Source organism: Chromobacterium subtsugae (genome assembly GCF_001676875.1).
In the GTDB taxonomy this organism is placed as follows: Bacteria; Pseudomonadota; Gammaproteobacteria; order Burkholderiales; family Chromobacteriaceae; genus Chromobacterium; species Chromobacterium subtsugae.
Map to the genome: position 1 here is coordinate 19,876 of NZ_JYKA01000014.1, position 26,968 is coordinate 46,843.

The 26,968-nt window shown below is 60.6% G+C and carries 36 protein-coding genes; 35 read left to right on the plus strand and 1 reads right to left on the minus strand.

Annotation, left to right across the window (positions count from 1 at the left end; translation table 11 throughout):
* Nucleotides 1-217: 217 nt before the first annotated feature.
* The 35 genes from MY55_RS16005 (at nucleotide 218) to MY55_RS16155 (ending at nucleotide 26,610) form a co-directional block, all read left to right on the plus strand.
* On the plus strand, nucleotides 218-442 hold the full coding sequence (locus MY55_RS16005; RefSeq protein ID WP_065202680.1) for a hypothetical protein: 225 nt from the start codon (nucleotides 218-220) through the stop codon (nucleotides 440-442).
* 57 nt (nucleotides 443-499) lie between these two features.
* Complete coding sequence (locus tag MY55_RS16010) at nucleotides 500-991, plus strand: hypothetical protein (RefSeq protein ID WP_157889346.1); 492 nt, start codon at nucleotides 500-502, stop codon at nucleotides 989-991.
* Nucleotides 992-1,226: 235 nt separating this feature from the next.
* Nucleotides 1,227-1,901, plus strand: coding sequence for a hypothetical protein (locus tag MY55_RS23685; RefSeq protein ID WP_157889347.1), 675 nt, complete (start codon nucleotides 1,227-1,229; stop codon nucleotides 1,899-1,901).
* A 72-nt stretch (nucleotides 1,902-1,973) separates the two neighbouring features.
* Entirely contained in the window at nucleotides 1,974-2,744 is a 771-nt protein-coding gene (locus MY55_RS16015; protein WP_065202682.1) for a terminase small subunit, read from the plus strand.
* 31 nt (nucleotides 2,745-2,775) lie between these two features.
* On the plus strand, nucleotides 2,776-4,014 hold the full coding sequence (locus MY55_RS16020) for a terminase large subunit domain-containing protein (RefSeq protein ID WP_244270693.1): 1,239 nt from the start codon (nucleotides 2,776-2,778) through the stop codon (nucleotides 4,012-4,014).
* 2 nt (nucleotides 4,015-4,016) lie between these two features.
* On the plus strand, nucleotides 4,017-5,375 hold the full coding sequence (locus MY55_RS16025) for a DUF4055 domain-containing protein (protein ID WP_065202684.1): 1,359 nt from the start codon (nucleotides 4,017-4,019) through the stop codon (nucleotides 5,373-5,375).
* Entirely contained in the window at nucleotides 5,353-6,324 is a 972-nt protein-coding gene (locus MY55_RS16030) for a structural protein (RefSeq protein WP_065202685.1), read from the plus strand. Before MY55_RS16025 ends, MY55_RS16030 begins: the two co-directional genes overlap by 23 nt.
* Nucleotides 6,317-6,577: a hypothetical protein gene (locus MY55_RS16035; RefSeq protein WP_065202686.1), complete on the plus strand. Its 261-nt coding sequence runs from the start codon at nucleotides 6,317-6,319 to the stop codon at nucleotides 6,575-6,577. Before MY55_RS16030 ends, MY55_RS16035 begins: the two co-directional genes overlap by 8 nt.
* 73 nt (nucleotides 6,578-6,650) lie before the next feature.
* A complete protein-coding gene (locus tag MY55_RS16040) occupies nucleotides 6,651-7,388 on the plus strand; it encodes a phage scaffolding protein (RefSeq protein ID WP_065202687.1) in 738 nt (245 codons plus the stop codon).
* Nucleotides 7,389-7,497: 109 nt separating this feature from the next.
* Entirely contained in the window at nucleotides 7,498-8,661 is a 1,164-nt protein-coding gene (locus MY55_RS16045) for a major capsid protein (protein ID WP_065202688.1), read from the plus strand.
* Between the two features lie 47 nt (nucleotides 8,662-8,708).
* The gene (locus MY55_RS16050; RefSeq protein WP_065202689.1) at nucleotides 8,709-8,930 is read left to right on the plus strand and encodes a hypothetical protein; all 222 of its coding nucleotides are present in this window, start codon (nucleotides 8,709-8,711) and stop codon (nucleotides 8,928-8,930) included.
* Nucleotides 8,914-9,405 carry a DnaT-like ssDNA-binding protein gene (locus MY55_RS16055; protein WP_341864710.1) on the plus strand — a complete coding sequence of 164 codons (492 nt, stop codon included), beginning with the start codon at nucleotides 8,914-8,916 and terminating at the stop codon, nucleotides 9,403-9,405. Before MY55_RS16050 ends, MY55_RS16055 begins: the two co-directional genes overlap by 17 nt.
* A gap of 19 nt (nucleotides 9,406-9,424) precedes the next feature.
* Nucleotides 9,425-9,769 carry a hypothetical protein gene (locus tag MY55_RS23690; protein WP_157889348.1) on the plus strand — a complete coding sequence of 115 codons (345 nt, stop codon included), beginning with the start codon at nucleotides 9,425-9,427 and terminating at the stop codon, nucleotides 9,767-9,769.
* A gap of 12 nt (nucleotides 9,770-9,781) precedes the next feature.
* Nucleotides 9,782-10,390, plus strand: a complete 609-nt coding sequence (locus MY55_RS16060) for a hypothetical protein (protein ID WP_065202691.1) — start codon at nucleotides 9,782-9,784, stop codon at nucleotides 10,388-10,390.
* Nucleotides 10,387-10,794 (plus strand): phage tail terminator-like protein, encoded by a 408-nt coding sequence (locus MY55_RS16065; protein ID WP_065202692.1) that lies wholly within the window; start codon nucleotides 10,387-10,389, stop codon nucleotides 10,792-10,794. Before MY55_RS16060 ends, MY55_RS16065 begins: the two co-directional genes overlap by 4 nt.
* Before the next feature lie 15 nt (nucleotides 10,795-10,809).
* On the plus strand, nucleotides 10,810-12,027 hold the full coding sequence (locus MY55_RS16070) for a phage tail tube protein (RefSeq protein ID WP_157889349.1): 1,218 nt from the start codon (nucleotides 10,810-10,812) through the stop codon (nucleotides 12,025-12,027).
* Nucleotides 12,028-12,041: 14 nt separating this feature from the next.
* Nucleotides 12,042-12,368 carry a hypothetical protein gene (locus MY55_RS16075; RefSeq protein ID WP_043573624.1) on the plus strand — a complete coding sequence of 109 codons (327 nt, stop codon included), beginning with the start codon at nucleotides 12,042-12,044 and terminating at the stop codon, nucleotides 12,366-12,368.
* Between the two features lie 61 nt (nucleotides 12,369-12,429).
* Nucleotides 12,430-12,903 carry a hypothetical protein gene (locus tag MY55_RS16080; RefSeq protein ID WP_043573626.1) on the plus strand — a complete coding sequence of 158 codons (474 nt, stop codon included), beginning with the start codon at nucleotides 12,430-12,432 and terminating at the stop codon, nucleotides 12,901-12,903.
* Nucleotides 12,904-12,926: 23 nt separating this feature from the next.
* Nucleotides 12,927-13,184, plus strand: a complete 258-nt coding sequence (locus MY55_RS24650) for a phage tail assembly chaperone (RefSeq protein WP_419761224.1) — start codon at nucleotides 12,927-12,929, stop codon at nucleotides 13,182-13,184.
* Complete coding sequence (locus MY55_RS16085) at nucleotides 13,177-16,050, plus strand: phage tail tape measure protein (protein WP_065202694.1); 2,874 nt, start codon at nucleotides 13,177-13,179, stop codon at nucleotides 16,048-16,050. Before MY55_RS24650 ends, MY55_RS16085 begins: the two co-directional genes overlap by 8 nt.
* Nucleotides 16,050-16,394 carry a phage tail protein gene (locus tag MY55_RS16090; RefSeq protein WP_052257976.1) on the plus strand — a complete coding sequence of 115 codons (345 nt, stop codon included), beginning with the start codon at nucleotides 16,050-16,052 and terminating at the stop codon, nucleotides 16,392-16,394. The genes MY55_RS16085 and MY55_RS16090 overlap by 1 nt, the downstream gene beginning before the upstream one ends.
* Before the next feature lie 131 nt (nucleotides 16,395-16,525).
* The gene (locus tag MY55_RS23695) at nucleotides 16,526-17,188 is read left to right on the plus strand and encodes a hypothetical protein (protein WP_157889350.1); all 663 of its coding nucleotides are present in this window, start codon (nucleotides 16,526-16,528) and stop codon (nucleotides 17,186-17,188) included.
* Nucleotides 17,189-17,202: 14 nt separating this feature from the next.
* Entirely contained in the window at nucleotides 17,203-17,901 is a 699-nt protein-coding gene (locus MY55_RS16095; RefSeq protein WP_065202695.1) for a phage minor tail protein L, read from the plus strand.
* Nucleotides 17,902-17,959: 58 nt separating this feature from the next.
* Entirely contained in the window at nucleotides 17,960-18,643 is a 684-nt protein-coding gene (locus MY55_RS16100; RefSeq protein WP_065202696.1) for a C40 family peptidase, read from the plus strand.
* Nucleotides 18,636-19,229, plus strand: a complete 594-nt coding sequence (locus tag MY55_RS16105) for a tail assembly protein (protein ID WP_065202697.1) — start codon at nucleotides 18,636-18,638, stop codon at nucleotides 19,227-19,229. Before MY55_RS16100 ends, MY55_RS16105 begins: the two co-directional genes overlap by 8 nt.
* 36 nt (nucleotides 19,230-19,265) lie before the next feature.
* Nucleotides 19,266-22,934, plus strand: a complete 3,669-nt coding sequence (locus MY55_RS16110) for a TipJ family phage tail tip protein (RefSeq protein ID WP_065202698.1) — start codon at nucleotides 19,266-19,268, stop codon at nucleotides 22,932-22,934.
* A gap of 3 nt (nucleotides 22,935-22,937) precedes the next feature.
* A complete protein-coding gene (locus tag MY55_RS16115) occupies nucleotides 22,938-23,294 on the plus strand; it encodes a hypothetical protein (RefSeq protein WP_043573635.1) in 357 nt (118 codons plus the stop codon).
* A complete protein-coding gene (locus MY55_RS16120) occupies nucleotides 23,291-23,509 on the plus strand; it encodes a hypothetical protein (RefSeq protein ID WP_063251077.1) in 219 nt (72 codons plus the stop codon). Before MY55_RS16115 ends, MY55_RS16120 begins: the two co-directional genes overlap by 4 nt.
* The gene (locus MY55_RS16125; protein WP_065202699.1) at nucleotides 23,509-24,417 is read left to right on the plus strand and encodes a hypothetical protein; all 909 of its coding nucleotides are present in this window, start codon (nucleotides 23,509-23,511) and stop codon (nucleotides 24,415-24,417) included. Before MY55_RS16120 ends, MY55_RS16125 begins: the two co-directional genes overlap by 1 nt.
* A gap of 7 nt (nucleotides 24,418-24,424) precedes the next feature.
* Nucleotides 24,425-24,709, plus strand: coding sequence for a hypothetical protein (locus tag MY55_RS16130; protein ID WP_043573644.1), 285 nt, complete (start codon nucleotides 24,425-24,427; stop codon nucleotides 24,707-24,709).
* Nucleotides 24,706-24,990 carry a DUF5658 family protein gene (locus MY55_RS16135; RefSeq protein ID WP_043573648.1) on the plus strand — a complete coding sequence of 95 codons (285 nt, stop codon included), beginning with the start codon at nucleotides 24,706-24,708 and terminating at the stop codon, nucleotides 24,988-24,990. The genes MY55_RS16130 and MY55_RS16135 overlap by 4 nt, the downstream gene beginning before the upstream one ends.
* A 17-nt stretch (nucleotides 24,991-25,007) precedes the next feature.
* Nucleotides 25,008-25,298 carry a hypothetical protein gene (locus MY55_RS16140; RefSeq protein WP_043573651.1) on the plus strand — a complete coding sequence of 97 codons (291 nt, stop codon included), beginning with the start codon at nucleotides 25,008-25,010 and terminating at the stop codon, nucleotides 25,296-25,298.
* Nucleotides 25,283-25,900, plus strand: coding sequence for a transglycosylase SLT domain-containing protein (locus MY55_RS16145; RefSeq protein ID WP_065202700.1), 618 nt, complete (start codon nucleotides 25,283-25,285; stop codon nucleotides 25,898-25,900). The genes MY55_RS16140 and MY55_RS16145 overlap by 16 nt, the downstream gene beginning before the upstream one ends.
* Nucleotides 25,901-25,903: 3 nt before the next feature.
* A complete protein-coding gene (locus tag MY55_RS16150; protein ID WP_043573654.1) occupies nucleotides 25,904-26,143 on the plus strand; it encodes a hypothetical protein in 240 nt (79 codons plus the stop codon).
* A gap of 2 nt (nucleotides 26,144-26,145) precedes the next feature.
* On the plus strand, nucleotides 26,146-26,610 hold the full coding sequence (locus tag MY55_RS16155) for a lysis system i-spanin subunit Rz (RefSeq protein WP_065202702.1): 465 nt from the start codon (nucleotides 26,146-26,148) through the stop codon (nucleotides 26,608-26,610).
* Nucleotides 26,611-26,648: 38 nt separating this feature from the next.
* Here the strand turns inward: MY55_RS16155 and MY55_RS23700 are convergent, their stop codons facing one another.
* On the minus strand, nucleotides 26,649-26,912 hold the full coding sequence (locus MY55_RS23700; RefSeq protein WP_146008306.1) for a hypothetical protein: 264 nt from the start codon (nucleotides 26,910-26,912) through the stop codon (nucleotides 26,649-26,651).
* Nucleotides 26,913-26,968 lie beyond the last annotated feature (56 nt).

Consider the following 26,968-nt stretch of genomic DNA (forward strand, 5'->3'; position numbering starts at 1 on the left):
GCAGTTCATGCAAATGGCGTAGTCAGGAAAGCGCCGTTGCTGCATTAGCCCCATGTTCGGGCCAAAACCTCAACTGGCATTAACAGGGTCGGGTATTCCCCCGGCAAAATCGCATCAAAACGGCCAAGTGGTATTATCGGCCACGCAAAAAGAAGTGTTGAAATGACTGATTCGGCTATCGAATGCTGGGCTATGTGCTGAAGGAGAGGTTGGCTGCATGACCACCGTCGCATTCGACGGCAAGACCATGGCCGCGGACGGCCGCGCCACGGCCGAAGACGTCTTTCTGGCTGAGTCCTGGCCAGCGCCCATGGCCATCGGCTCCGGCAAGCTCCCGGTGCTCGCGGCCATGAGAGCCGGGGCAGATGCCCGCCGAGCTGTCGAGGTCGCCATCTCCATGGATGTTTTCAGCGGCGGACACATACGAACAGCTGTCTTGTAGCTGAATGCGTCTTTCGGGTGGCATAATGTTGCTCCATGACTATGGAGTAATGTGAATATGCAAGAGAGACTGAGAAAAGCTGCTGAGCTCCAGTATGAATCAGCGGGGATGTGTGACCGCCTGGAAGGCTATAAGGTAATTTTCAAGGATGCGCTGACGGAATGGCTTATAGCTAAGGCTGGCTCTGGCATTGCCGGAATCGTCAAAAAACGCGAATCGACCACGCGGGAGATCGCACTCGAGATTTTTGGCTGGCCTGTGGAGCTTCGGGTCAGGGCCGTTGCAGGCGGCAGCGATTTCGGCGACCTTGCCCTGTTGCTAGACTTTATCCACGTTAGTAATGATCAGGACTTGTCTATTTATAAGGCTTGGATCAATCGAGACGGATATTTAGGCGATCCGTATGGGACTTTTTCGCGCCAACAATTCCAGACACCTGCTTCGCTTGAGGCCCTAATGGAAATGGCTGCTTTGGGATTATACGAAAGCCCGCTAATGCAGGTTGGTATTGGGAAGCCGCAGCCGAAGGGTTTCATGGAGATTTCCTAGGGACTCACCCTGGAGCATTGCTTAGGCCGCAACCGCGGTCTTTTTCCATTTTCAAGCCGACAAAACACTAAGAGGTGAGCCATGGCCCATTGTGGAGCCAATATTGGCGCGGGCCAGTTGCGAAGCGGCATGCTATGGAGTATGACAGAGGATAGACGCGTAAACCGCTTAGTTTATGGTGGATTTAATTCCAACTTGTAATGCATAATGACACCCTGATCAAGATGGGTGCCTCATGGGACAATTGAATTTCGAGCTTCTGCCTTTTGTAAAGAAGTGCTTTGCGTTGCCGCTAGATTGGACAGCGATTTCTGGGTTTGCAACTGCGGTAGGTGCAGTGTTTGCTCTGATTGCAGCTTTTGCAGCACTGTGGTCTGCATCGATTGCAGGAAAAACAATCCGCGAATCGAGGCGACTACAGGAAGAGGAAGTATCGTGTGCAGATGCAAAGGAATGCCTCCAGAAGGCGTTTCATATCCTGATGGAGGGGGCAGACCCAGAAACGGGGAAGCCAAAGGCCAGCAGGACAAATTGGCTGATAGCTGCAAGGCTGATCCTGCGTTTCGAGGAGATTGAGAAATCGATCACTCTTCCCGCATACAAGAAAGTCTTAAACGGACAGAGGATGCTATGGAGTTCATCCTTCCGTGATGTACTTCGATGTATTGATAAGCCCGAAGACAACGAGATAGGGTATGGCCTTTGTCCCGATCCAACCTACTTTAATCAAGGTGGATTTGAAAGGAAGATTGAAAAATCATCAGCAGTGGTGCTAATGAGCTTCTCCGTATGGGACGGGAAGGTAGTGGATCCATTAAGGGGTGTAGACGTAAAGAAAGACTTTCCCGAAGGGCACTGTGTTTTTGACATGTACCCAAGCTTGAAGCTATTCGTACATGAGAAGCTATAGGCAGAATGCCGAAGAAGACATCTGGCCCCATGATTGTGGGGCTTTTAAATTTGCCGAGGAGGCGACGCCTCTATGGCGAAACTCACACCAAAGCAGCAGCTGTTCGTACAGGAATACCTGATCGACCTGAACGCCACCGCCGCCGCTGCGCGTGCCAAATATTCAGACCCCAACATTGGCCGCCAACTCATAACGAAACATAACGTCATCACCGCAATCGCGGAAGCTCAGCAAGCCCGCTCCCAGCGCACCGAGATCACCGCCGACATGGTGCTGGATCGCCTCTGGCAAATTGCCACCGCGGATCCGAACGATCTGGTGCAGTACCGTCGCGACAACTGCCGGCACTGCTGGGGCGCCGGCCACCAGTATCAATGGACTGAGGCTGAATTCGAGCAGGCCCAGCGAGAGGCGAAGGAGAAGGGCGAGGAAGCGCCGGGCGAGAAGGGCGGCTTCGGATATGTTCCGACGCGCGATCCCAATCCAGCATGCCCGGAATGCGCAGGCGAAGGTCGCGGCAAGATATTCGTCAGCGACACCCGCCGCGTGAAGGGCTCCGCAAGGCTGCTCTATGCCGGCGTGAAGCAGGGCCGGGATGGTCTGGAGCTGAAGATGCACGACCAGCTGGCCGCGCTGAACAAGGTCGCGGAGCATATCGGTCTGTTCCGTGACGCTGCAGCAATGCGGCGGGCTGAGGAGATGCACAAGGCCGAGCTGGCGGCCAAGCAGGCCGTGACCGACAAGATTCGCCATGACCTGGGCGATGGCGGGGACGAGAAACCGACGCCAGTTCAAATCGTGGTGGAGGTGAAGGATGCCAGAAAGCGCAGCGACGATGCCTAGCCTCAACGTCCCGCAATCCCGATTCCTGGCCATGGATCACAAGTTCCGCGCCTACGTTGCCGGCTTCGGCTCCGGCAAGACCTGGGTAGGCTGCGGCGGTCTGATGCAGCACTTCTGGGAATACCCGCTGATCAACGCCGGGTATTTTGCCCCGACTTACGCCCAGATCCGCGACATCTTCTACCCGACCGTGGAGGAGGTGGCGTTCGACTGGGGCTTGAAGGTCAAAATCAACGAGTCGAACAAGGAAGTCCACGTCTACGAGGGCCGCAAGTACCGCGGCACGACCATCTGCCGCTCAATGGAGAAGCCCGAGACTATCGTCGGATTCAAGATCGGCAAGGCGCTCTGCGATGAGCTGGACGTGATGAAAGCCGAGAAGGCGCGCGCGGCCTGGCGGAAGATCATCGCCCGGATGCGCTACAAGGTGGACAACCTCAAGAACGGTGTGGACGTCACCACGACGCCGGAGGGCTTCAAGTTCGTCTACGAGCAATTCGTGAAGCAGGTCGCCGCCAAGCCGGAGCTGGCAGCGCTGTATGGTTTGATCCAGGCGTCGACCTACGACAACGAGGCCAATCTCCCCGATGACTATATCGACTCGCTATTCCTGACCTATCCGCCGCAGCTGATTGACGCCTACCTGAAAGGGCAGTTCTGCAATCTGGCAAGCGGCAGCGTTTACCCCTGTTTCGACCGCAAGCTGAACCACTCCAACGCCGAGATGCAGCCGTATGAACCGCTGCATGTCGGCATGGACTTCAACGTGCTGAAGATGGCCGCGGTGGTCTATGTGATCCGCGAGGGCAATCCGATTGCAGTTGATGAGTTGGTGGATGTGCGGGACACGCCGGAGATGGCGCGAATGATCGTCGAGCGCTGGAAGTCGAAAAACCACTCGATCACGGTCTATCCCGATGCCAGTGGCCAGAACACGAGTAGCAAGAGCGCCAGTCAGTCCGACATGACCATCCTGCGGCAGGCCGGCTTCACGATCAGCGTCGGCTCCGCCAACCCGGCGGTGAAAGACCGCGTGCTGTCGACGAACGCCATGCTGCTGAATGCGAACGGCGAGCGGCGACTGAAGGTGAACACGCGCCGCTGTCCAAAATTCACCGAAGGGCTGGAGCAGCAGGCCTATGACGCCAACGGCGAACCGGACAAGAAAAGCGGCGTTGACCATGTGAACGACGCCGGGACTTATCCCATCGTCCGCCTCTGGCCTATTGCCAAGCGCACTGCGACGGTGAGCAAACCAACTGGATATTAACCATGCCGATCAACAGCACGCATCCCGATTACGATGCCAACATCGACAAGTGGCAGCGGTGCCGGGACGCCTACGACGGCGAGGACGCGGTCAAGGCCGCAGGCACCAAGTACTTGCCGAAGCTGGGTGGCCAGACGGGCGAGGAGTACGAGGCCTATAAGCTGCGCGCCCTGTATTACGAGGCCATGGGCCGTTCGGTTGACGGCTTTGTAGGTGCCATTGCCAGGAAACCGACGGTCATCGAGCTGCCCGATGGCCTGGCCGCTGTGGGGCAAGATGCTACTGCCGATGGCGTGAACCTGCAGGAGTTCATCAAGAGCGTTTGCAGTGAAAACCTGCTCGCTGGCCGGCTTGGCATCTTGGTGGATCACGACGGCGCCCGCGCATACCTGCGTATCTACCGCGCAGAGAACATCATCAACTGGGGCGCGAACTGGTTGGTGCTGACTGAGTCGGTTTGTATCGCTGATCCGGCCGACCAGTACAAGCAGAAGGAAGTGGTGCAGTGCCGCGAACTGATGCTTGATGGCTCGACGTACAGGGCGCGCATCTGGAGGCAGAAAGCTGACGCCACCGGCCGCGGTGAATGGGAGGTAGCCGAGGAGTCGACACCGGCCAAGCGTGGCGCAGCGCTCAACAGCATCCCGTTTTTCTGGCTGTCTCCGCAGGGCGGTACGCAAGCCATCAGCAAGCCGCCCTTGCTGGGCCTGGCGAACGTCGCGCTGTCGCATTACCGCAGCAGCGCCGACCTTGAGCACGGCCGGCACTTTACGGGGCTGCCGACGCTGTGGGTGTCCGGCCTTGAGGATACCGATCAGCCGATCATGATCGGGTCGGCGACGTTGCTGAAAGTGCCCAACCCACAAGGCCGCGTCGAGTATGCCGAGTTCCATGGCACCGGCCTGGGCAGCTTGGAGAGAGCGCTCGAAAGCAAGGAACACATGATGGCGGTGCTTGGCGCCGCCGTGTTTGCTGACCAGCGCCGCGGCGTAGAGGCAGCCGAGACGGCGCGCATCCGGACTAGTGGCGAGACTTCGCTGCTGATGGGGACGGTAACGGCGACGGAGGGCGTCATCATCGCCGCCCTGCAGTGCGCCGCAGATTGGATGGGAGTTTCCGGCGACATCAAGGTCACAATCAACCGTGATTTTGTGGATACCCAGCTCGGCCCGCAGCAGCTCCAAGGCCTGGTTCAAGCATATCAGGCCGGCTCGATGTCCCTCGACACATTCATCTTCAACATGCAACAGGCCGAGATGCTGCCGCCAGATCGCACCATCGATGACGAGAAGGAGCTGATCCGCGCCGCCGGCGCAATACCACCCATGGTGATGCCAAATGATCGACAGCCTCAGGGATGACATCCTCGACAACCAGATGGATGTCATCCGCTATGAATCCGAGGCGGCACGCGAGCAGCGGGATAGGGTCAAGCAGATCCTCGAGACCATTATCGCCCTGGTCCTGATGCGTAATCCCTGGGCGGTGACGATGCTCTACGCGCGCCAGCGGCGACTTGAAGCGCTGCTTGGTGACATGGGTAGCAAGGTGCGCGAGGCGTACACCGCGATGGTGGATGAGGCGCTGATCGACTCTGGCGATCTGGCCGATATCCAGACGGCCGCCATGGATCAGGCACTTGGCCGGGCGCTGGGCGATCAGCAGGATGACCGGCGCCGGCGCAAGCCGCCGTTTGACGTGGCCGACCTGATGCTTTTCGGCGCGACGCTCAAAACGTGGTACGAGCGCCAGGCTCAGGATTTGCTGTGGCGCGCGCGGCTTGCACTGCAAAACGCCATCGCCAGAAGTATGAGCCTTGATGACGTGATCGCGGCGCTGCGCGGGCTCCAGGTGTCGGCCGAGGCAAACGCAGATGCGCTGATCAGGTCGTTTGTCCAAGAGGTGGCGGCATCCTCGGCGATGGCGGTTTACCGCAGCAACGCCGATACCATCAACGGCCTAGTACAAGTCAGCGTGATGGACAGCAGAACGACAGCCATCTGCCGGCGCTACAACGGCGCCACCTGGGATCTGGACGGCGCGCCAATCCTGGGCAACCAACTGCCTTTCGATGGTGGCACGCCGCGGCACTGGGGCTGCAGGTCCATCATCCTGCCGCTGGTGAATGGCGAGATGCCATCGGATATCACTTTCGAAGATTGGCTCAACAGCAGGCCCGAAGCCCGGCAGCGCGACATCATGCGCGGCCGATACGGCATGTGGCGGCGCGGCGCGCTCACTCCGGCCGATGCGCTGGACCAGCGAGGCAATCCGATTACTCTCGACGAAATGAGGAGCCGATATGGCTAAGTACAGGCTGAAATCAGCCATTGTCGATGCGGTGCAATGGAATGCCGCCGGCGACCACCCGGCTGTGCGCAATCCGCTTGCCCACGAAATCAAGCACGTCTACGCCCTGCGCAATATGGCCGGTCGCGGGCTGCTGCAAACCCACGGCGGCGCCGTGGTGGTGAACCCTGGCGACTTTGTCGTCACCGACGAGCGGGGCGTCTCTGCCATCCCTGCAGCTGTGTTCAGCGCCAGATACGAGCCGGCCGCGTAACAACCCATTGCTTTAATCACAAGCCTCATCCGGTGGATGGGGCTTTTTCTTTTCTGACCTGGGAGGTCAACACATGAGTCTCAAAGCCCGCATCAAATCCCTGTCCGAAGTGCCGGAGGCACTACATGGCTTTTACACCGAGCAGAACGGCGAGTTCGTCTTGTCGGTGGAAGGCATGGTGGGCAAGGACAAGCTGGATGAATTCCGCGACAACAACGTCAATCTGCGGCGCCAGCTGGAAGAGCAGGCTGCCAAGTTCAAGGATATCGACCCGGAGAAGTATCGCGAGCTGACGGAGCAAGCCCAGAAGGTGCGCGACAAGCAGCTGATCGACGCGGGCCAGTTCGAGCAGCTGCTGTCCGAGCGTACGGCCGCCATGAAGGCCGACTTCGACAAGCAGATCAAGGTCGCCGGCGACGAAAAGGCCAAGCTCTCGGGCCAGCTGGAAGGCTTGCTGATCGACAACGCCATCCGCGATGCGGCTACGAAGACCGGCGTGCGTTCGACTGCCGTCGACGACGTACTGCTGCGCGGCCGTGCAATGTTCCGCCTGGTGGAAGGCAAAGCCACTGCCATGAACGGCGATGCTCCGCAGTTCGGCAAGGACGGCTCGCCGCTGGGCATTGCCGAATGGGTCTCCGGCCTGACCGAGTCCGCGCCCCACCTGTTCGAGCCGTCGAGCGGCACCGGCGCGCCGAAGGCCGGCAGCCAGACCATCAACGTTGGCGCCGGCAAAGTGGCCCGAAACGACTCGGCCGGTTTCCTAGCCAACCTCGACGCCATCGCCTCCGGCAAGACCAAGGTCGTTTGACCAATCCACAAACCATCCAAGCCCGCCAATCGGCGGGCTTTTTCTTTTGCGCAAACCGCGCAGATCGAATGCCAGCGGGGCTGGCAGTCCATAACCGCTGGAGTAATCAATGCCGAACAATTTGCAGGGACTCGTCCCGACCATTTTTGCCCAGGGCCTGAAGGCGCTGCGCTCCAACTGCGTGATGCCGTCGCTGGTGAACAGCGACTTCGGCACCGAAGTGAAGGAGAAGGGTGACACCATCCAAGTGCCGGTGCCGTCCATGGTTCCGGTGCAGGACGTCGTGCCGGGCCCGGTGGCGCCCGATCCGCAAGGCATCTCGCCGGGTAAGGTCAGCATTCCGCTGAACAACTGGAAGGAAGCGCCGTTCTACCTGACCGAGAAAGAGCTGGCGCAGATCGTCGATGGCGTCGTGCCGATCCAGTTGTCCGGCGCCATCGAATCGCTGGCCACCACGATCAACGCCTCGATCCTGAACTGCTACAAGGGCGTTTATGGCTTCGTTGGCACGCCGGGCACGACCCCGTTTGCCGCCGACCTGTCCGCCTCGACCCAGGCGCGAAAGGTGCTGGGTATCCAGAAGGCTCCGACGCAAAACCGCCGCATCGTGCTGTCGCCGGATGGCGAAGCGAATGCGCTGGGCCTGCCGCAGTTCACCAACGCCATGGCGGCAGCCGACGATGGCGTGATCCGCGAAGGCATCATCGGTCGCAAGCTAGGCTTCGATTGGGCGATGGATCAGCAGATCCCGACCCACAACGCCGGCTCGATCACCGGCACGGTGACCGTTAGCGGCGCGCAGGCCGTGGCCAATGGCTCGATGGATGGCGGTGCGACCGGCGTTATCACGCTGGCGACCGCTGCAGGCGCAGCCATCAATCTGGTACAGGGCGACATCCTGACTTACGCGGGCGACAAGCAGACCTATGTCGTCTTGGCGCCGGTGTCCGCCGGCGGCTCGTCCACCGTCACGGTGAACACTGCCCCGGCGCTGCGCGTGCCGAAAAACGGCGGCGAGGTCGTGCAAGTGGCCGCGCCCCACGTTGTGAACCTGGCGTTCCATCGCGATGCCTTCGCGTTCGCCTCCCGTCAGCTGGGCAATCAGTCTCTGACTAAGGAAGCGGATGACACCTTCCAGGTGGCTGACCCGGTGTCCGGCCTGACGCTGCGCCTCTCCTATCGCGAAGAGTTCCATCGCACCCGCCTGGCGTTCGATTCGCTGTGGGGCGTTGGCTTGGTCCGCCCTGAACTGGGCGTTCGCATCGCAGGTTAAACAATCGGCGAGGGGAAACCCTCGCCATTTCCACTTCAGGAGAAAGTATGGATCCGCTCGTTATCGGCACCGCGCCGACCTATGACTACTCGCAGTCGACCATTCAGGTCGTCAATACCGACATCGACGCCGGCTTCGTGGTGATCAACAAGGAAGACTTCGATCCGAAGCTGCATAAGCTGTACAGCGAAAAGGCCAAGCCGAAGAAGAAGGCCGATGATGCGGACGGCCAGTCGCAAGGTGGTGACGGCGATGGCGCCCCCGCTTGATACGACTGTCGGCGGCCCGACATCCAATAGCTACTGCGATGTCGTCTATGCGGATGCCTTCTGGCAGACCAGGCTCTACGCAGATGCTTGGACGGGAGCAACAGCAGACCAGAAAGCAGCGGCGCTGGTGATGGCGACTCGGCTACTGGATGAGTTGCCCTGGAAGGGGCAGCGCATCCGAATCGGCCAGTCGCTGCGCTGGCCGCGCGCGGGGATGTTTGACCGCGACGGCATCTACATCCTTCAGAACCAGATGCCGCGAGTGCTGCTGGATTGCACTGCGGAGCTGGCCGGCATGCTGCTGAAGGAAGACCGCACCGAGGACGAGGGCGCGCTCGGGCTGTCCATGGTGCGCATCGGCTCGCTGCAGGTGAATTACCGGCCGGGGCGAATCCAGCGCGAGCTGCCGGACATCATCATGAACAAGATCAGCCACTGGCTGAGCGGGTTCGGCTCGAAACTGGTGAGGTGCTGACATGTCGCTTGGACAGAGAATGGCCAAGATCGCATTCGATCAGATTGAGAGGTATGGCGCGTCAATTACGATAAGTCATGCTGTTGGTTCTGGCCAGTTTGATCCCGTTTCGAGGCGCGCCACCCCTGCCGTAGTTAAGCATTCGGGCAAGGGCGTATCGCAAAAAGTCGGAGCCGGAGAGGTGAACGGCACATCTATTCAGGCCGGAGACCGGCGGCTGATTGTGGCGGCCATGGCCGTGCCATTTGTGCCCGCGCCAAATGACTCAGTAGTGGCAGACGGCGCAATCTGGAATGTCTCCCATGTCGCAACGGAGTCTGCTCAAGGCGTGGCCATTACTCATGAATTGCTGATTCGCAAGTGAGCAACTGCGCAAATGAGCATTTCCTTTCAAGCCCAGGTCCGGGCGATGGTGGACTACCAACGCCTGCGTATGGAGAACGTCGCGAAGGTCGCGATTGTCGAGCTGGTCGACGAGGTGCTGCAGGGTGCGGCGACGCCAATCGACACCGGCCAGTTCATGGCCAACATGCGCGCCAGCCTGAATGCGCCCGACACAACATGGACCATGGACACCGACACGGACGGCGTGCCAACCGCGATGCGGATCCGCGCCGTGGTAGACGAGCTGAAGCTGGGCGACGTGTTCTATCTGACCAACTCAGCGCCGTATGGCCCGATTCTGGAGTACGGGCTGTATCGCCTGCTGAAGGGTTTCGACCGGCAGACGGAGAGGACCGTGAACGGCTACTCAACACAGGCGCCGCAGGGCATGTTCCGCGTGTCGTGCGCTAAGTGGAAGGGCTTCGTCTTCGATGCCATCGACAAAACCATGAATCTGACAGAGGCGGCCAGCTACAACGCGCCCAGCCTCGCCAGCAGGCTCACCAATACTAGCATCGGCCGGTCCGCCTATATCGCCGACTATGGCAGGCTCCATGAACCGCGCATTCTGCAGAACCAGATCAACCGGAGCAACAAATGACCCCATCCGACATGGAGGCGGCGCTGTGCGCGCACCTGGCACAGCTCGTCGCATACCCCATCGCCTGGGAAGACGTGACGTTTGCTCCGGATCTGGCGCAGCCATACCTGCGGGTGGACAACCTGCCGGCGGGAAGCGTTGCCGCCGGCATCGGCGAGAACGCGATGAACCGCGCTGCCGGCATCTTTCAGGTGATGGCGTGCACGCCGACAGGCGAGGGCACCGGCCAGGCCGGGCAGATGGCTGACCAGGTGGAGGCACTGTTTCGACGCGGGCTGGTGCTGCCGGCTGCCGACGGCTTCGTCCGGGTCGACAAGCCGCCCAGCCGCGGTCGAGCGATCCACACCGACACATGGTCATACCTGCCGATCAGCATCAGCTACTACGGCTACTGCAATCCATAACCACACGAGGCCACTATGGCAATCAATATCCCTGCTGGCTCTGGCGTCCGGCTCGCGACCTGCGTTGAAACTGCTCAAGGCGTGCTGCCGGCGAGCCCGGCGTTCAAGGTGAAGCGAATCACCAGCCTGAAGCCTCAGTTCCAGCGCGATGCCCTGAAAAGCGACGAGCTGAACGTGTCGCGTCAGGTGCTGTCCATGCGCCTGGGCATGTACAAGGCGAACTACCAATTCGATGGCAACTTGCTGTTGGGCGGCTGGGACGATGAGCTGGCCTGCGCGATGGACAACTCCTGGGTGAGCGGGCCGACGTTCTCCGGATCGGCAGCGATTGCCGGCGCCGCCAGCACGGTTACCCGCTCGGCCGGATCCTGGATCGCCGACGGCTTCATGGCCGGCGTGTGGGTGAAGCTGGCAGGTTTCACCGCCACGGCCAATAACGCGGCCATCGCACAGATCAACGCGGTGACGGCCCAAGTGCTGACGCTTACCGTTATCTCTCCGGCCGGCGGTGCCCTGGTCGATGAGGCAGCTGCGGCAGGCCGGTCGGTTACGGTGATTGGCAAATACCTGACCGTCGGCCAGGCGGCCACCTTGCCGGGGTCGTTGTCCATCGAACACTACATTCCCGGCAACGGCGTTTACGAGCTGTACTCCGGCATGTGCGTCGACAAGATGACCATCTCGGCCAAGCCGAACGAGATGGTGAAGATTTCGTTCGACTTCGTCGGCCTGAATTCGGTGCAGGGCACGGTCGCCAATGGCACCACTTATCCGGCCGCGCCAACCAATGCGCCGATGGACGCGTTCAGCGCGCCGCTGTACATCGGTGGCCAGGCGGTAGGTAACATCACCAGCATGACTCTGAATCTGCAGAATGGGCGAAAGGCTGCCGACGGCGTGCTCGGATCGAAGGTGGCGCCGGCCATCATCGAGGGCACCAACGAAGTGACGCTCGACATCACCGCCTACTTCAGCGACCAGTCGCTGGTCCAGGCCTTCCGTAATGAGACCAATGTCGCGATCGACCTGCCGTTCTTCGATGTCAACGGCGTGGATTTCATCAAGTTGCGCATGGGCAACGTGAAAATCCTGTCTGCCGACGAAGATATCAAGCTGAACGCCGGCGTGCTGCTGAACATCAAAGCCCAGGCGCTGGCCGACCCCGGCACGGCTGCGCAGACCGGCACGCAGTACGGGACGAACCTGCTGATCCAGCGGAGCAACCCCGCCTGATGTAGAATGGTGGCATGGGAATCTTCCTTGCCATCACCTCATTCTTGCTGATCCTGCTGCTGGCGCGCCCGCGCGTGCGACAGGTCGGCTATACCCCGCCAGATGCAGTGATTCCGCTGCATCGCGGCGAGGACACGCCGGAGCGCGTGGCGCAGTCGCACATGATCGCCATCACCGAGCATATCCAGCATGCCCAGGCCAATGTCGGAGCGGTCCGCCGCTATCACGCCGAGGAGGCGCAGCGGATCCTGGAGTCTCTACATCACGAGGCGCAGTTTCTTCCCTTCACGGTGACTGGCCTGATTGAGGCGCAGGCGGCGATCAGCCGGCTATTGCGATAAGCCGCAAAAAAACACAGCACAACCCCGCTACGGCGGGGTTATTTCATTTTGGAGCCCTTGCATGGACCTTTCCTCCCCGAGCCTGGCCGATCTGGCCGATGTCGCTCAACCCCTGAAGATCCTCGACCCCCTGACGCTGCGGCCGAATGGCTTGGTGCTGGACATTGTCGGCCGCGAGTCGGCGCGCGTGCGTCACCACGACCGCCAGATCGAGGCGGAGCTGTTCCAGCGCGCCGCCGCTGCCTTCAAAGAGGGGCGCGAGAATCTGCCGCTGACCGATGCCGAGAAGGACGAGCTTGAAGCCCGGCGCGCTGCGGCTGTAGTCGTAGGGCTCACCGGCCTGACCGACAACGGCCAGCCGGTGGCATACAGCCCCGAGGTTGTGCTGCAGCTGATGCGCCGCCACGCCTGGATACAGCGCCAAGTGCAGCGCGCTCATCTGGACGACGAGAGTTTTTTCGGGAGCAAGCCCGGCGACTCCTCGACTGGGCAAAGCACTACTTCCGACTCCACCGACCCGGTGCCGACGGCGTAGCGCCAGCGCAGCACCTGCAAGCCATCTGGAAGGCCACCGGCATCCGGCCGGCTGATCTGGATCCGCCTTGCGCATTTCCTGAGCTGCTTTCCGGCGCCTGGCGCTGGTTCGGTGAGCTCTCAGTCCGTCGCGGGCAGTCTGAGTTTGGCCCTCTGCCCATCAGCTGGGCTGACATGGCGGCATGGAATGCCATGACGCAGGCGAACCCGTCGCCGCGCGAAGTGGAGCTGATCATACAGCTGGACGGAGTGTATTTCGAATCGAGGAGCAGCAATGGCTGACAACGCGGAACTGGGATTCTCGGTCGATACCAGCCAGCTGGATGAGGCGACCAAGGCGCTGGACCGAGTGACGGATGCGGCCGGCCGCACGGAGCAGGCAACGATTTCCGCCGGAGGCGCCGGACGGAAGATGGCGCACGACTACGTGCCGGGCGTGGACGCAACCGTCGACGCCATACAGCGCAGCGAGCGCGCGGCCAATGCCTACATCCAGTCGCTGCAGAAGCAGCTGGACATGCTGGGCAAGAACAAGGCAGAGCAGGCGGCGCTACAGGCTCAATACAGCGGCTTCAGCCAGCAGATCCAGCAGCAGGCCTACGACATCGGCAAGAAGATCGATGCCTGGCACCGGGAGGAGGAGGCCGCCAAGGCCGCCGCGAAGGCGGAGGAGCTTGCCGGCCGTACCGCAGCGGTGTCGGCTGAGGGATTCAAAGCCCTGACGTTTGCCAATGCGGGTTCGACCCGTGAGCTGATTGTTCTGGCTCACGAGGCCATGACCGGCAACTTCAGCCGGATGCCGGGATCGTTCATGGTGCTGATGGAGCGTGCCGGCGGCCTGCATGAGATGCTGGGTGCCCTGGTCTCTCCGTTCGGCCTGCTGGCCACTGCCGGTGCCGCCGCCGTGGGTGCCGTGGCCGTTGCCTTCTATCAGGGTACTCAAGAGACCAAAGCATTCAACAACGCCATAGCGTTGACCGGCAACTATGTCGGAATGACCTCGTCGTCGTTTGAGGCCATGGCCCAGAGGTTGGCTGACGCCAACCACGTCAGCGCCGGGTCGATGCGCGAGCTGATGGATCAGATGATCCAAACCGGCCAGGTGAGCGGCAAGCAGATTGAGCTGATCACCGATGCGGCGCAGCGCTATGCCAAGTTGACCGGCGGCGATGCTGCGGATGCTGCGACCAAGTTTGCCAAGGCTTTGAGCGATCCGTCCAAGAGCGCTGTCGAGCTCAACAATCAGATGCATTTCCTGACGCTGGCTCAGTATGAGCAGATTGAGGCGATGCAGAAGGCGGGAGATATTCAGGGGGCGCAACTGGCGCTGTCCAAGGCGTTGGATGATCATCTTCAATCTGCCTCACTGCCAAATCTAGGGTATCTGGCGATGGCCTGGGAAGGCGTCGCCATGGGGGTACGCAAGGCCTGGGATGCAATGAAGGGGTGGGGGCGTGATAGCTCGGTTGCGGAGCAGATCGCAGCCAACAACGCTGAAATAGCCAGCCTGATGGCGGCCTCGACAGGTTCAGGATATGGGGCAGGCAACAAGGCCCGCGCCGATGCTTTGCGAGCAGAGAACGCCAATTTGCAAGCACGGCTGGTCAGGGACACTGAGGTGGCGCAGGCGAAAGGACAAGCCGCCCAGATCAATCAAGAGGGTATTGCAGCTCGAGCTCGGTATAAGCTATTCCTAAAAGAATTTGCCAGCCCGGCAGAGAAGCGGCAGATGGAAATCGCAGAAAAGATGCGCGACTTCGACGCGATGATCATGGCCGGTGACCAGATTACGCCCAAGATGCGCGATGACGCTATCGCAGCGATCAACGAGAAGTACAAGGACAAAAAGCCTCCGCATGCCAAGATCGACCATGCCGCCCGCCAGACAGATCAAGAGATGGCGCGCGCGCAGGCGATGCTGGCAGAGGCGAGAGCACAGATCGGCATGCTGGCCGACGGCGACGACAGCCGGCTGGCGAAGCTGACTGCGGCGGAGAAGCGGATCATCGAGCTGCGCACCCAGCTGCAGATGCCGCAGCAGTTCCGCGTGGGCCAGATGAGCGACGGCCAAATCAAGAGCGCGATTGCCGAGTATCAGCAGGCGATCCCGCTGCAGCGCAAGTTCATGGAGGATCGGCTGGCCGTTCACAACCAGGAGATGGCGAGCAAGTCCGCGCTGGATACTGGCAACAAGTGGCGCGGCGCCACCGCTCAGCAGCTGGCACAACTGCAGCAAGAGCATGATCTGGTCGGCGCATCGACGCAGGCGCGCAAGCTCTACGCGGCCCAATTGAAGATCGAGCAGGATCTGCGGGCTGCAATCTCCTCCGCGGCCAACAAGGTCAATCTGACGGATCAGGAGTTCATCGCTCAATACCCGCAGGTTGTCGAGCAGCTGCGCCAAGGGGCAAAGGTCCGGCTGGAGCAGGAAATCCCTGCTATTCAGCAGGAAATCGAGCTTCAGCAGCAGTGGTCCACAGGCTGGGCCGATGCATGGGCCAAGTACCAGGACGCCGCCAATAACAACGCAAACGCTGCCAGCGGCGTTTTCAATTCCATGACGCACAGTATGGAGTCGACGCTGACCAAGTTCTTCGAAACCGGCAAATTGGGCTGGAAGAGCTTCGCCGCGGCGATCCTTCAGGAAATTGAGAAGATCGCGGTAGCGAAGGCTGCGGCCGGCATGCTGACCCAGGCTGCCGGCTTTGTGTCGGGCGTGATGCCGACGCAATCTGCCGCTCCTGTTGAGGCAGGTACGCCATCTTGGACCGCTCAGGCCGACGGCGGGGCATGGTCGCGAGGTGTGCAGTTCTATGCGAATGGCGGCGTGTTCGACCGGCCGACTGGGTTTGCTCACGCAGGAGGTCTGGGCGTGCTGGGTGAGGCCGGGCCGGAGGCGGTGATGCCGTTGACGCGCGGTGCCGATGGCCGGTTGGGCGTGCGAGCGTCCGGCGGTTCGGGGGGCGGCGACGTGATGATCAACCAGACGGTGATCTATCAGGACGCCGGTGGCAAGCAGACGCAGGGCGATGCGCAGGGTAGCGCGATGATGGCGGGAATGGCCGAGGCGGTGAAGGCCTTGGTGAAGCAGGGCATTGCCGCAGAGTTGCGGCAGGGCGGCATGTTGTACAAGGCGAGGAGCGCATAGTGGCAGACACCTTTACCTGGACGCCCTCGGTGAATATGGAGACCGAAACCGCTCCGGCGGTAACGGTTTCCAAGTTTGGCGACGGTTACAGCCAGCGGGCGCCGGCCGGGATCAATAATCTGGCCGACACCTTCACGCTGGCCTTCAATAACCGTTCTCCCGCCGAGATTGCTGCGATTGATGCGTTCCTGACAAAGCAGCGTGGCGTGTCCTGGTTCTGGTTTACGGGGGCGGATGGCAACAAGGTCAAAGTGATTTGCCAGAAGCCTTGGAAGCGAACTGATCCAGTGTCGGGAGTGGTAAGTCTCACTTGTATTTTTGATCAAGTATTTGATGCAACTTAGATAGATATGGTGTTGAAATTAAAGATACCAATAAAGATGATGTGGGAATTTTGACGAGTAGGTAGTACTCCTAATAATATTTTTGAAAATAAGGAGCTAAATAGGAAAAGTAGATCGGTTGGATGGATGATATGAAAGTGGCTAAATTGGCTTTCTTGGGTGTTGTGCTTGTGGTGGAGTCTGGCTGTGTTGTGTTTTCTCCGCAGTGGCCATGGCAAGATGCTAAAAATTACCCTTGTTCGAAGATCAGTACAGAACCCTGTACTCCTGAAGATGCGATTTCTACTTATATTAAGGCAACTACATTCTGTCGACAGGTTTTGAATTACTATGAATCTGGCGGTGAACTTGATGATGGTTCTAAGCTTTTAGTCGGGTCGGTTGGGGCGCTTTCTGGCTCGGTACTGTCGGTGGTTGCAAAGGGAACTGCTGCAAAAGGCTGGTCTGGGATGTCTGGGGCGGCGAATGGCATTCAGGCTACAATGGATAAAACTTTTTCAAGCATTGTGTCTTACAAGAAAATGGATGCGGTTAATCAGTCGTATGCACATGATGTTTCGGTTATTTTTAATGAAAGCGGTAGTGATAACCCTGTTTCAAATAACAAAATAGTTTTCGGATCGATAATGATGGCAGCAGACTGTGCAATGGGTTCTTCCAAAGTTGATGCTGCCTTCCTTCAACAGATTGCTGATTTTCCTATAAGCACCCCCAAGCCAAATAAAGGGGTTGATCCAAAAAAACAGACTGATGCATCTGCATCTGCTCCGGCATCAGCGTCTGCGAGTAAATAACCTAGAGTTTTAATATGCAAATCCAGCAAGATGTCCAAGGCTTCATCCTTGATGCAAGGGTGGAGCTTTTTCAATTGGCCCCGCCACCCGGCACGCCATACCCGGTGCAGTACTTCACGCCGGCCGGAACCGATGCCAATACCAATGCGATCAGCTTCATGGGCCAGCAGTATCAGCCCTGGGCAATCCAGGCAGAGGGATTCGAGAAAACAGTGCAGGGCAGTGCGCCGCGGCCGACGCTGTCCATCGCCAATGCGGTGATGGGCGCTAATGGCCCCATCTATGGCATCTTTACCCAGTTGGTCCGCCAGTTCCGAGGCTTGGCCGGCTGGCGGGTGACGCGCATGGTGACCTACGCCAAGTATTTGGATGGCGGCGCGCTGGCCGGCGCTCCAGAGTTCCACCAGCAGGAAATCTGGTTTGTGAACCGGCGGACCCAGGATGACGGCACGGTTCTGCAGTTTGAGCTGGTGAGCGCGCTGGACCTTGAAGGCAAGACAGTGCCAAACACCATGGCCAGCGTCTATTGCCCGGCCCAGACGCAGTACCGGAGCGCGGCGTGCGGCTACGCCGGCGCTGCCATGTTCGACGTCGATGGCATGCCTACGAACGATCCCAGCAAAGATGCTTGCGGGAAGCACTTCAGCGACTGTCAGCGCCGGGGGAATCAGACCAACTATCCCGGATTGCTGGGGCTGCGGCGCTACGGTTAAGCGATCCCAATCCAATAAACAACCCGCTTCGGCGGGTTTCTTCATTTCTGGGGCCCTGATGATCAACGAAATGCTGCACCTGGCGGAGCTGGCGCACCCGCAGGAAGCGTGCGGGGTGTTGCTGGACTCCGGCCGTGTCTACCCGTGCAGAAACATTGCCGGCGATCCCCGCGCGCAATTCGAGCTCGATCCGGTGGACTATGCCGCCGCCGAGCAGCTGGGCCGGGTCGTTGGCATCTGGCACAGCCACCCGGACGACACGGCCGACCCGAGCATGGTGGATCGTGTGATGTGCGAGCGAACCGGGCTGCCCTGGCACATCGTCAGCTGGCCGAATGGCGAGCACACGCTGACCGAGCCAGGCGGCTGGCAGGCGCCCTACGAAGGGCGCCCGTTCTGCTGGGGAATGTTCGACTGCTTCAGCCTGGCGCAGGACTGGCATCGGCGCGAGACGGGCATTCAGTTGTCACGGGCGCAGGTGGCGGAAGAGTTCTGGCTGAAGGGTGACAGCCCGTTCCCGGCCTGGCTGGCCAGCGCGCCAGTGGATGTCGTGGAGGGAGAGCCCGTGCGCGGTGACCTGATATTCATGATGTGCGAGGCCAACGTGGTCAACCATGTAGCCGTCTACCTCGGCGATAGCCGAATTCTGCATCAGCTCTACCATCAGCCCAGCCAGGTCGGCATCTATGGCGGCTGGTGGCGGCGCTGCACCGTAACCGTTGTGAGGCCACGCCATGAGTGAAAAACGTACCGTCCGCCTCGGCGGCGAGCTGGGCGAGAAGTTCGTGAAGCAGGTCGCCGCCTACGTGGATAGCGTCGGTGAGGCCGTCCGGATGCTGGACGCGAACTGGCCAGGATTCATCCAGCACCTGCGCGACAGCGATCCGGAAAAAGTGGGATACCGGGTGACCGTGGCTGACCGGGATGTCGTTGAAGAAGATGAACTGGTGCTGGTGAGCAAGGGTGACATCCTCATCATGCCGGTAATCGGCGGAGCCAGTGCAGGGTTGCGGGTGTTTGCCGGCGCCGTCATCGCTGTTGTCGGGGCATACTTTGGCCAGCCTTGGGCGGTTCAGCTGGGTGTAGGGATGATGATTGGCGGGGCCGTTGAGTTATTGACGCCGATACCGAAGCAGCCCGACTGGCAGGCCAAGGACGGCAAGCCGAACTACTGGTTCAACGGCGCGCAGCAGACCAGCGCGCAGGGCCTGCCCATTCCGATTGGAACCGGCACCATGCTGATTGCCGGCACGGTGATCTCCGCCGGCGTCAGCGTCGAGGACATCGGCACCGGGGCGCTGCCCAGCAATTCCCCTGTACTCATATAGCCCGCCACGCGCGGGCATTTCTGTTTTGGAGCATGAATGTCCGACGATGCAATCTTTGGCGCCAAGGGCGGAGGCGGCAGCCAGCACACCCCGGTAGAGTCGCCCGATACTGCGCAGTCGATCAGCTACGGCCGCATGATGGTCCTGCTGAGCCATGGTGAGACGGGCGGGCCGGCGGACGCGGCCAACCCACTGAAGAGCATCTATCTGGATGATACGCCGATCCAAAACCAGGACGGCTCGTTCAACTTCCAGAACATGCAGGTCTCCTACCGCAATGGTACGCAGACGCAGCCGGCCATTCAGGGGTTTCCTGCGGTTGAAACAGAGATTGGCGTCGGGCTGGAGGTGAAGGCTGCGAACCCGATCACCCAAACCGTGGCGGATGTGAACGCCACCGCCATCCGGGTGACGGTTTCGTTGCCGGCCGGCCTCCGATCGACGGATCAGAAAACTGGAGATACCGCTGGCGCGTCGGTGCAATATGCGATTGATCTGGCACCAGCGAATGGGGCCTTCGCTCAGGCGGCCATTGTCACCATCTCCGACAAGACCGCGGCCAATTATCAGCGTAGCACTCGGCTGCAGCTGACCGGCGCCGGGCCTTGGCTGGTTCGGGTCCGCCGCATCACGCCCGACAGCACGACGCAGTACCTGGCCGACCAGACCGTCTTCACCTCCTTTACCAGCATCATCGATGCGCAGCTACGCTATCCGAACCTGACTGTGCTTGCCCTCAAGTTCGACTCGCGCCAATTTTCTCGGATGCCGACGGTGTCGGCGCTGTGGCAGCAGCTGAAGTGCCAGGTTCCCAGCAACTATGACCCGGTGGCGCGCACGTACACCGGCCCATGGGATGGTAACTTCAAGCCGGCGGTGACCAGCAATCCGGTATGGTTCTTGTGGACCTACTGCACGGACAACCGCTTCGGCATCAACATTCCGGCCGCCAACATGGACCGGTGGGGGATGTACGCCATTGCGCAGTGGTGCGACCAGCCCGTCCCGGATGGGTACGGCGGCACCGAGCCGCGCTTCCAGTTCCACAACTTCCAGCAGGACACGCAAGACGCCTGGAAGGTCGTGTCCGACATCGTGTCTTCCTTCTGTGGCCAGGCATACTGGTCGGCCGGCGGTATTCGGATTGTCGCAGACATGCCCGGCAAGCAGCCGGTCAAGCACTTCAACGCCACCAATGTCATTGAAGGCAAATTCACCTATTCGTCTACTCCGAAGAATGGCCGCTTTACCGCGGCGTCGGTAGCCTGGACGGATCCGGGTGACCGCTACCGGCGCGCAGTTGAGTATGTCGAGCATGGCCAGGGTTTGCTGGCTTATGGGCTGCAGCAGACCGCGGCGGTAGCGATGGGGGCGGTGACGCGAGGCCAGGCGCGCCGCTGCGGCCGGTACATTTTGGAGACGGCGCAGCGCAGCACCGAAATGGTGGTGTTCAAGGCGGCTGCCTATGGTGCGGATCTCCAGCCGGGTGACCTGTTTGCAACGTCTGACTTCCACGTGACCGGCGCGCGGATGGGCGGCAGGGTGGGGTCGGTCGCCGGCACGGTTGTCAAGCTGGATGCACCGGTTACGCTTCAATCCGGCGTGACCTACACGCTGGAGGTGACCGGACCTGACGGCGTGCCGGTTCGCCGCGGCGTTGTCGCGTCGCCTGGCACAACTGACACCCTCAATATCGTTTCGCAGTATCCAGCCCAGCCGGTCGCCGGCGCGACCTGGGTGCTGATCGCTACCAACCTGCAGCCGGACTTGTGGACCTGCGTGTCCATCAAGTCGGTAGACAACGGCGAGTTCGAAATCTCAGGCCTGCAGTACGACCCGAACAAGTGGGCCGCGATTGAGACAGGGCTGAGGTTTGACCCGGCGCCCACCAGCAACCTGCCAGATCCAGGTGTGATGCCGGCGGTTCTAGCAGTTCAGTTGCAGGAGCAGCCCTACCTGGCGCCGGACGGTAGTCGGAAGGTGAAGTTGCTAGTGGACTGGCCGGCGGTCGTGCATCCCTACCTGCGTGGCTATCGGGTGACCTATCGGCAGAACGGCGGAAACTGGATTGCGCTGCCGGACCAGGTGAGTAATCACGCCGAAATCATGGATGTCGTGCCTGGCAGTTACGACGTACGGGTGTCCTCGGTGTCGGTGACTGGGGTGGTCAGCATCCCAGTGACAGGCAACCAACAGACGCAGGGGCAGGTGACACCGCCTTCGGCACCTACGCTCTCGGCGGCAGGCGGAGCGATGAAGGTAGATTTGACCTGGATGTATCCTGCCGGCCGGCCCGATATCAAGCGGGCAGAGCTGTTCTACAGCACCACGGCAGCCGATCCGAACCCTGGCAAACTGGCGGATGTCAGTTATCCGACTACGGCTTTTACCTTCCAGGGTGCTCAACTGGGCGTGACGTACTTCTTCTGGCTGCGGATCTACGACACCTGGGGGAATGTCTCGTCGTTTGCCACAGCCCAAGCCCAGACGATGAAAGATCCCACGCTGCTGCTCCAGCAGTTGCAGGGCGGTGTCGACTACAGCTTGTTGGCGCCGGATCTGGCCGGCAGCATCACCAGCAACGACAACGTGGCTAACGCGCTGTTGCAAGCGCTGCTGCAGGTTGACACGTCCTGGTCGCAAGCGCGTGGCGCGCGCGTGATCAGCGGCCAGGCTACGGCCGCCATCGTGAACGAGCAGAAAATCCGCGCCGACCAGAATGCCTCGATGGCGTCGAATATCTCGGCACTCCAGGCATCCGTCGCCGGCAATGCTGCGGCGATCACGAGCGAATGGATGGCGCGCGTCACCGCCGATAGTGCTGTGGCCAGCCAAATCTCTCAGATGCAGACGACGCTCATTGGCAACAGCGCGACCATTACCCAGCAGGCCCAGAGCATTAACGGTCTTCTTGGGCAGTGGGCGGTGCAGGTCCAGCTTGACGCGAATGGCCAAAATCCTCGCGTGGCCGGCATTCAGTTGAGCAATGGGCAGGGGGGGTCATCGTTTGCGGTCCTCGCAGACAAGTTCCAGGTCGCGTTTCCGGATGGCTCCAACCCGCGGGCGGCTTTCACGGTTGGCCGAATCAACGGGCAGACTGCCGTCGGAGTTGACGGATCCATGATTGTTGATGGCTCGATCAGCGGCCGAAATGCAATCGTTTCCGGCTCTATCGATGCGGGGCAGATCAACACGCGAGGGCTGACCATTTGCGATGCGGCTGGCAATGTGGTGGTCGACATGACCGGGATGGGCGCTGCCTATATCAAGGGGCAGCTGACTGTCGGCCAGATTGACACCCGGGGCATGACGATCAGGGATGCCGTGGGGAATATCGTCGTTAGCATGAACGGGATCGACGGCTCTTTCATCCGCAACCTGATGGTGGACACCTTGCAGATCAAGGGGGAAGCGGTCAGCAAGAACGACACCCGCAGCATCACGGTCAGCGGCTGGACCAATGCCTTCGACTACTCGTTCCAGTTCAACTGCAGCGATTCCGGCACACTGCTGGCGTTTGCGGATTCTCCATTCACGACGCCGATACCTACGCTATACGGTCGCGGACGCTCGGCGCCCATCAATGGCAGTGCGGTGCTGGTGCTGAATGTTAATGCAGGTGAGGTGGTGACGATTGGTGTTTCCTCGCCTGCGATCAATGTGAGCGGCATGATTCGCTATGGCTGCGTGTTGTTCAGGAGGTAGCAGATGCCCATCGATATCATCGAATACGACGACGCCGGCCGCATCCTGCAGGTCGGCACCAGCCGGCCGGAGAATATCCAGCTGGACGTGGCCGCCGGCAAGCGCATCTTGGTCGGCGCGGCAGACCCATTGACGCAGTACGTGCGGGACGGTGCGGTCGCGCCGCGCCCGCTGGCCGGCGCGGTGCTGGACGGCATGACGCTGCGGCAGTTGCCGGCGCCGTGCCAGCTGATACTCGACGGCACGCCGTACCCGTGCCCGGATGAGGTGTGCGAGTTGTCGTTCGCGCATCCCGGGCGCCACCAAATCGTGGTCGATGCCTTCCCAATGCAAACCGCTGTTTTTGAGGTGACGACATGATGAAGATCCACCACGCTGGCGACCACGCCGCGGCGCGCCGCCAGCAGTACCCGGACATTGGCGATCAGCTGGACGCGCTGTGGCGCATGGTGGCCGACGCGCCGCCCGACCAGTTGCCGCCGCAAACGAAGGCGATGCTGGCGGAGATCCAGGCCGTCAAGCAAACCTACCCGAAGCCCCGCGATGACAGCGGGGCTTCTCCTTTGGAGGTGTGATGTCCGCATCAAACCCAACTCCCGCAGACCTTGCGGCATCGCTAGCCCAGTTGCTCCAGAAGTACAACGTCACGATGGACCAGTTCAATGCCTGGCTGACCAGTGCCGGCATGGTGACGCTGACCGACGCCGCCGGCGGAACTCACACGGTGCCCAGCGCCGCCAATGTGCTGCGCGCTGACGGCTCCAATGCCAGCGGCACCTGGCCCATCTCGGTGTCGGGCAATGCGGGCTCGGTCAGCAGCGTGACTGCTGCCCAGGTGGCCGCTGGTCTCGGCTATCAACCGGTGCGACAGGACAGCATTCCAGACACAAAAGGAGCGATGTCCTATGTCCAGCTTGGCACATTCACTTGCGGCCAGAATGGCGCCAAGCTGGCTTTGTCGGTTGTTTTTGGCAATGGATACAACGCAGCCAACAGCCAGCTGGGCATGGCGACTCTGATCTTCAGCACGAGCAATGGCGGTGCCCAGCAGCCAGGCTCTGCCGGCCCATTTTTTGGTGCCGCGACGGCCATGGTTTTCGGCAACAGCGGCTGCACGTTTCTGATCGCGCAGAACAGCCCTACGTCGTACACGGTATTTGTCCAGCTCCAGGCTTGGGCCGGCGCTGGCGGCTGCAGCGCGTTTGGGGATGCCTCGAATGGAGGCTGGGTGGCAAGCGTGGTGAATACCGGCAGCAAATTGCCCGCTGGCAACCTCCTGACGGTACAGCCGCAAGGCATTTTGACGGTCAGCAGTTTCAACACGACGCCAACTCCTGCTCCAGCCTACACCCGGGCAACTGCGCCGGCGGCGGCGGCCTACGCTGGCGCATTGGTTTACATCACAGACGCCACTGGCGGCGCTGCGCTGGCATGGTCAAACGGCAATGCCTGGATCAGCGTCAGAACCGGCAACCCTGTCTGAGGACACCATGAATCAATATCCCTATGAAATCCTTATTCGGCTCTCTGCCGCTGGCATTGTCGGCGCATCGGTACGATTCGCGGCAGATCAGCCCAACCCCCTGAGCCAGCAGCTGCAGACCTACATCAGCGATCCCCAGTCTCTTGGTGTGGCGGATGGTCAGAGCGGCCTGAAGCTGGCGGATGTGCTCGGGCAGGTGGCTACCGTGGCGCTGTCGCAAAATCAGGCATTGCAGCTGCAATTGGCAGACGTGCAAAACAGGCTGGCGGCATTGCCGGAGGGGGCGAAGTGATCTGGATCGCGCTTTTCATTCTGCTGCAGCTGGCCGACATCGCCAGCACCAACTACGCGCTGGTCCGCCTGAATGGGAGGGAGCTGAATCCGTTCGTCAGGCGCCTGATGGCACGCGTTGGCATCCTGCCAGCATTGGTGGCGAGCAAGGCATTTCTGTTCTTTGCCTGCTACCTGCTCGCGCCACCGCCACTGGCCTACCAACTGCTATGCGCGTTCTACGTGTTCATTCTGTTCCGCAATCTGCGGGCAGTTAAACAGGGCCGGGATTCCCGGCCCTAATCATTCCTGGAGACACCATGCTGAAAAAACTGCACGACTATCGCATCTACCTGCTGATCCTTCCGGCCGCGCTGGCGCTGTTCTGGATTGACTCCGTTGTTGCCCAAACCTGGCTGCAGCTGGGTTTGGCGTTGCCGGTGCTGGTGGGCGTGGCGCTGCTGCTACGCAAAGCGCTGTTCCATGCTGACATGTCGGAGGCCGCCGACATTGCTCTGCACGCGCCTACTGGTGCTGCTCTGGTGGTGCTGGCCGACCGTTTGTTCATGGCTGCGGTGGTGATTGGTGGTGTGTTGTGGCTGCGGGGCTGAGCGCCGGCGCGCTGGCCCTGTTGCCGCTGCTGAACACCGCTGTGACTCAGCACTGGCCCGACATGCCGTCCCGCTCTGTGCTGGCGGCTCAGGTTGAGCAAGAAAGCGGCTGGCGTGTCAACGCAAAGCTGCAGACGTCGCGCGAGCTGGGCGCCGGCCTGGGGCAGTTCACCAAGGCGTACAAGGCAGATGGCTCGGTTCGCTTCGATGCGATTCGAGAGATGGTGGTTGCGCATCCAGAGCTCCGAGGCTGGAGCTGGGCAAACGCTTATGATCCGCGCTATCAACTGCCGGCCATCGTGCTGAAGAACCGTGGCAATTACCAGCTGATCCGCTGGGCAGCTTCCGACGCTGACCGGCTGGCCATGATGGACGCGGCCTACAACTCCGGCCTCGGAGGGGTGATCCAGCGCCGGCGGAAGTGCGCCAATACTTCCGGCTGTCAGCCTGGCGTCTGGTTCGGCAATCTTGAACGCAGCAGCGCGCAGTCGAAGGCTCGGCATGCCGGCTACGGGCAATCGTTTGCAGATATCACCAATACGCACGTCAGGAACGTGATGGTCGTGCGGAGGGGCAAGTATCGCGCTTACTTTGGGGAGTAGGGGATGGGTGATGAAGTTGTGCTGCCGCGGGAAGAGTTCCGGGCACTGCTGGAGGCGGCGGCCAAGGCCGGCGCGCGCCAGGCTCTGGACGAGGCCGGAGTGGCTGATGCAGTGAAGCTGGCCAAGAGAGTGGATGGTGTGGCGGATGCTGTGCTGAAGGCATTGGCCGGCGGCATTGTGATTGGCCTGCTGGGCGCGATCTGGGCCGGCATCGTAGTTCTGGCCAAGGCAAAAGGAGGGTGAACATGTGGAGGGAGATCGTGCTGGCCGCCGCCGTGGCGGCCTTGGCTTTTCTGGGGTGGGAGATGCGGGCTGTGCTGGCCCAGCGTGACGCTGCGGTGGTGCGCGCCAGCCAGGCCCAGCAGCAGGCAGTGGCCACCCAAGCCGCCCGGATGCACGAGCGCCAGGTGGCAGCAGATGACGCGGCCACGGCGGCCGCCTACGAAAAGGATTTGGAAGATGGGAAACTTGAATTGCAAGCCGCTCTGGCTCGCCATGCTGCTGCTCTCCGGCTGCACCAGCAACAGCCCGCCGCCGGGCGCGGCGATCTGCCCGCAGCTGCCGCCAGCGCCGGCCAGCGTGATGGTGCCGCGCCAGCCGACTTTTCTGCAGCGCATGGAGACGATGCTCTCCGGCTCGCCGCCGAGGCAGACGACGTCGTCCGGCAACTCAGCGCCTGCCAAGCCCTGATCCGGTCGGACAGGCAGTAATCCGGCCTGGCGGCATGTCGAAGGCATGCTGCTGGGCGTTATTTATTTTCTATTTCACCATCAATATAACGATCAATAAACTTTCTTGAGATTGATTGCACTTCTACAATGTAATTCATAAGTCCAGCACCGTTTGGGATGGATATTTTGGCAGAAAGTATTATTTCATCAATGTTTTTATTGATTTTTGAAATGGTAATGACAGCAAATCTACCTGTAACGGTATTGCAATTATTGCAATCGCATATAATTTTATAGCCACGATACTCTTCTATTAAAATGCCTGGATCAGTTTGGGTCATTCCTTTTCCTTTCTCCATTTCTAATTTGACTATGTGATTTTTCTGAATTTTTCTCT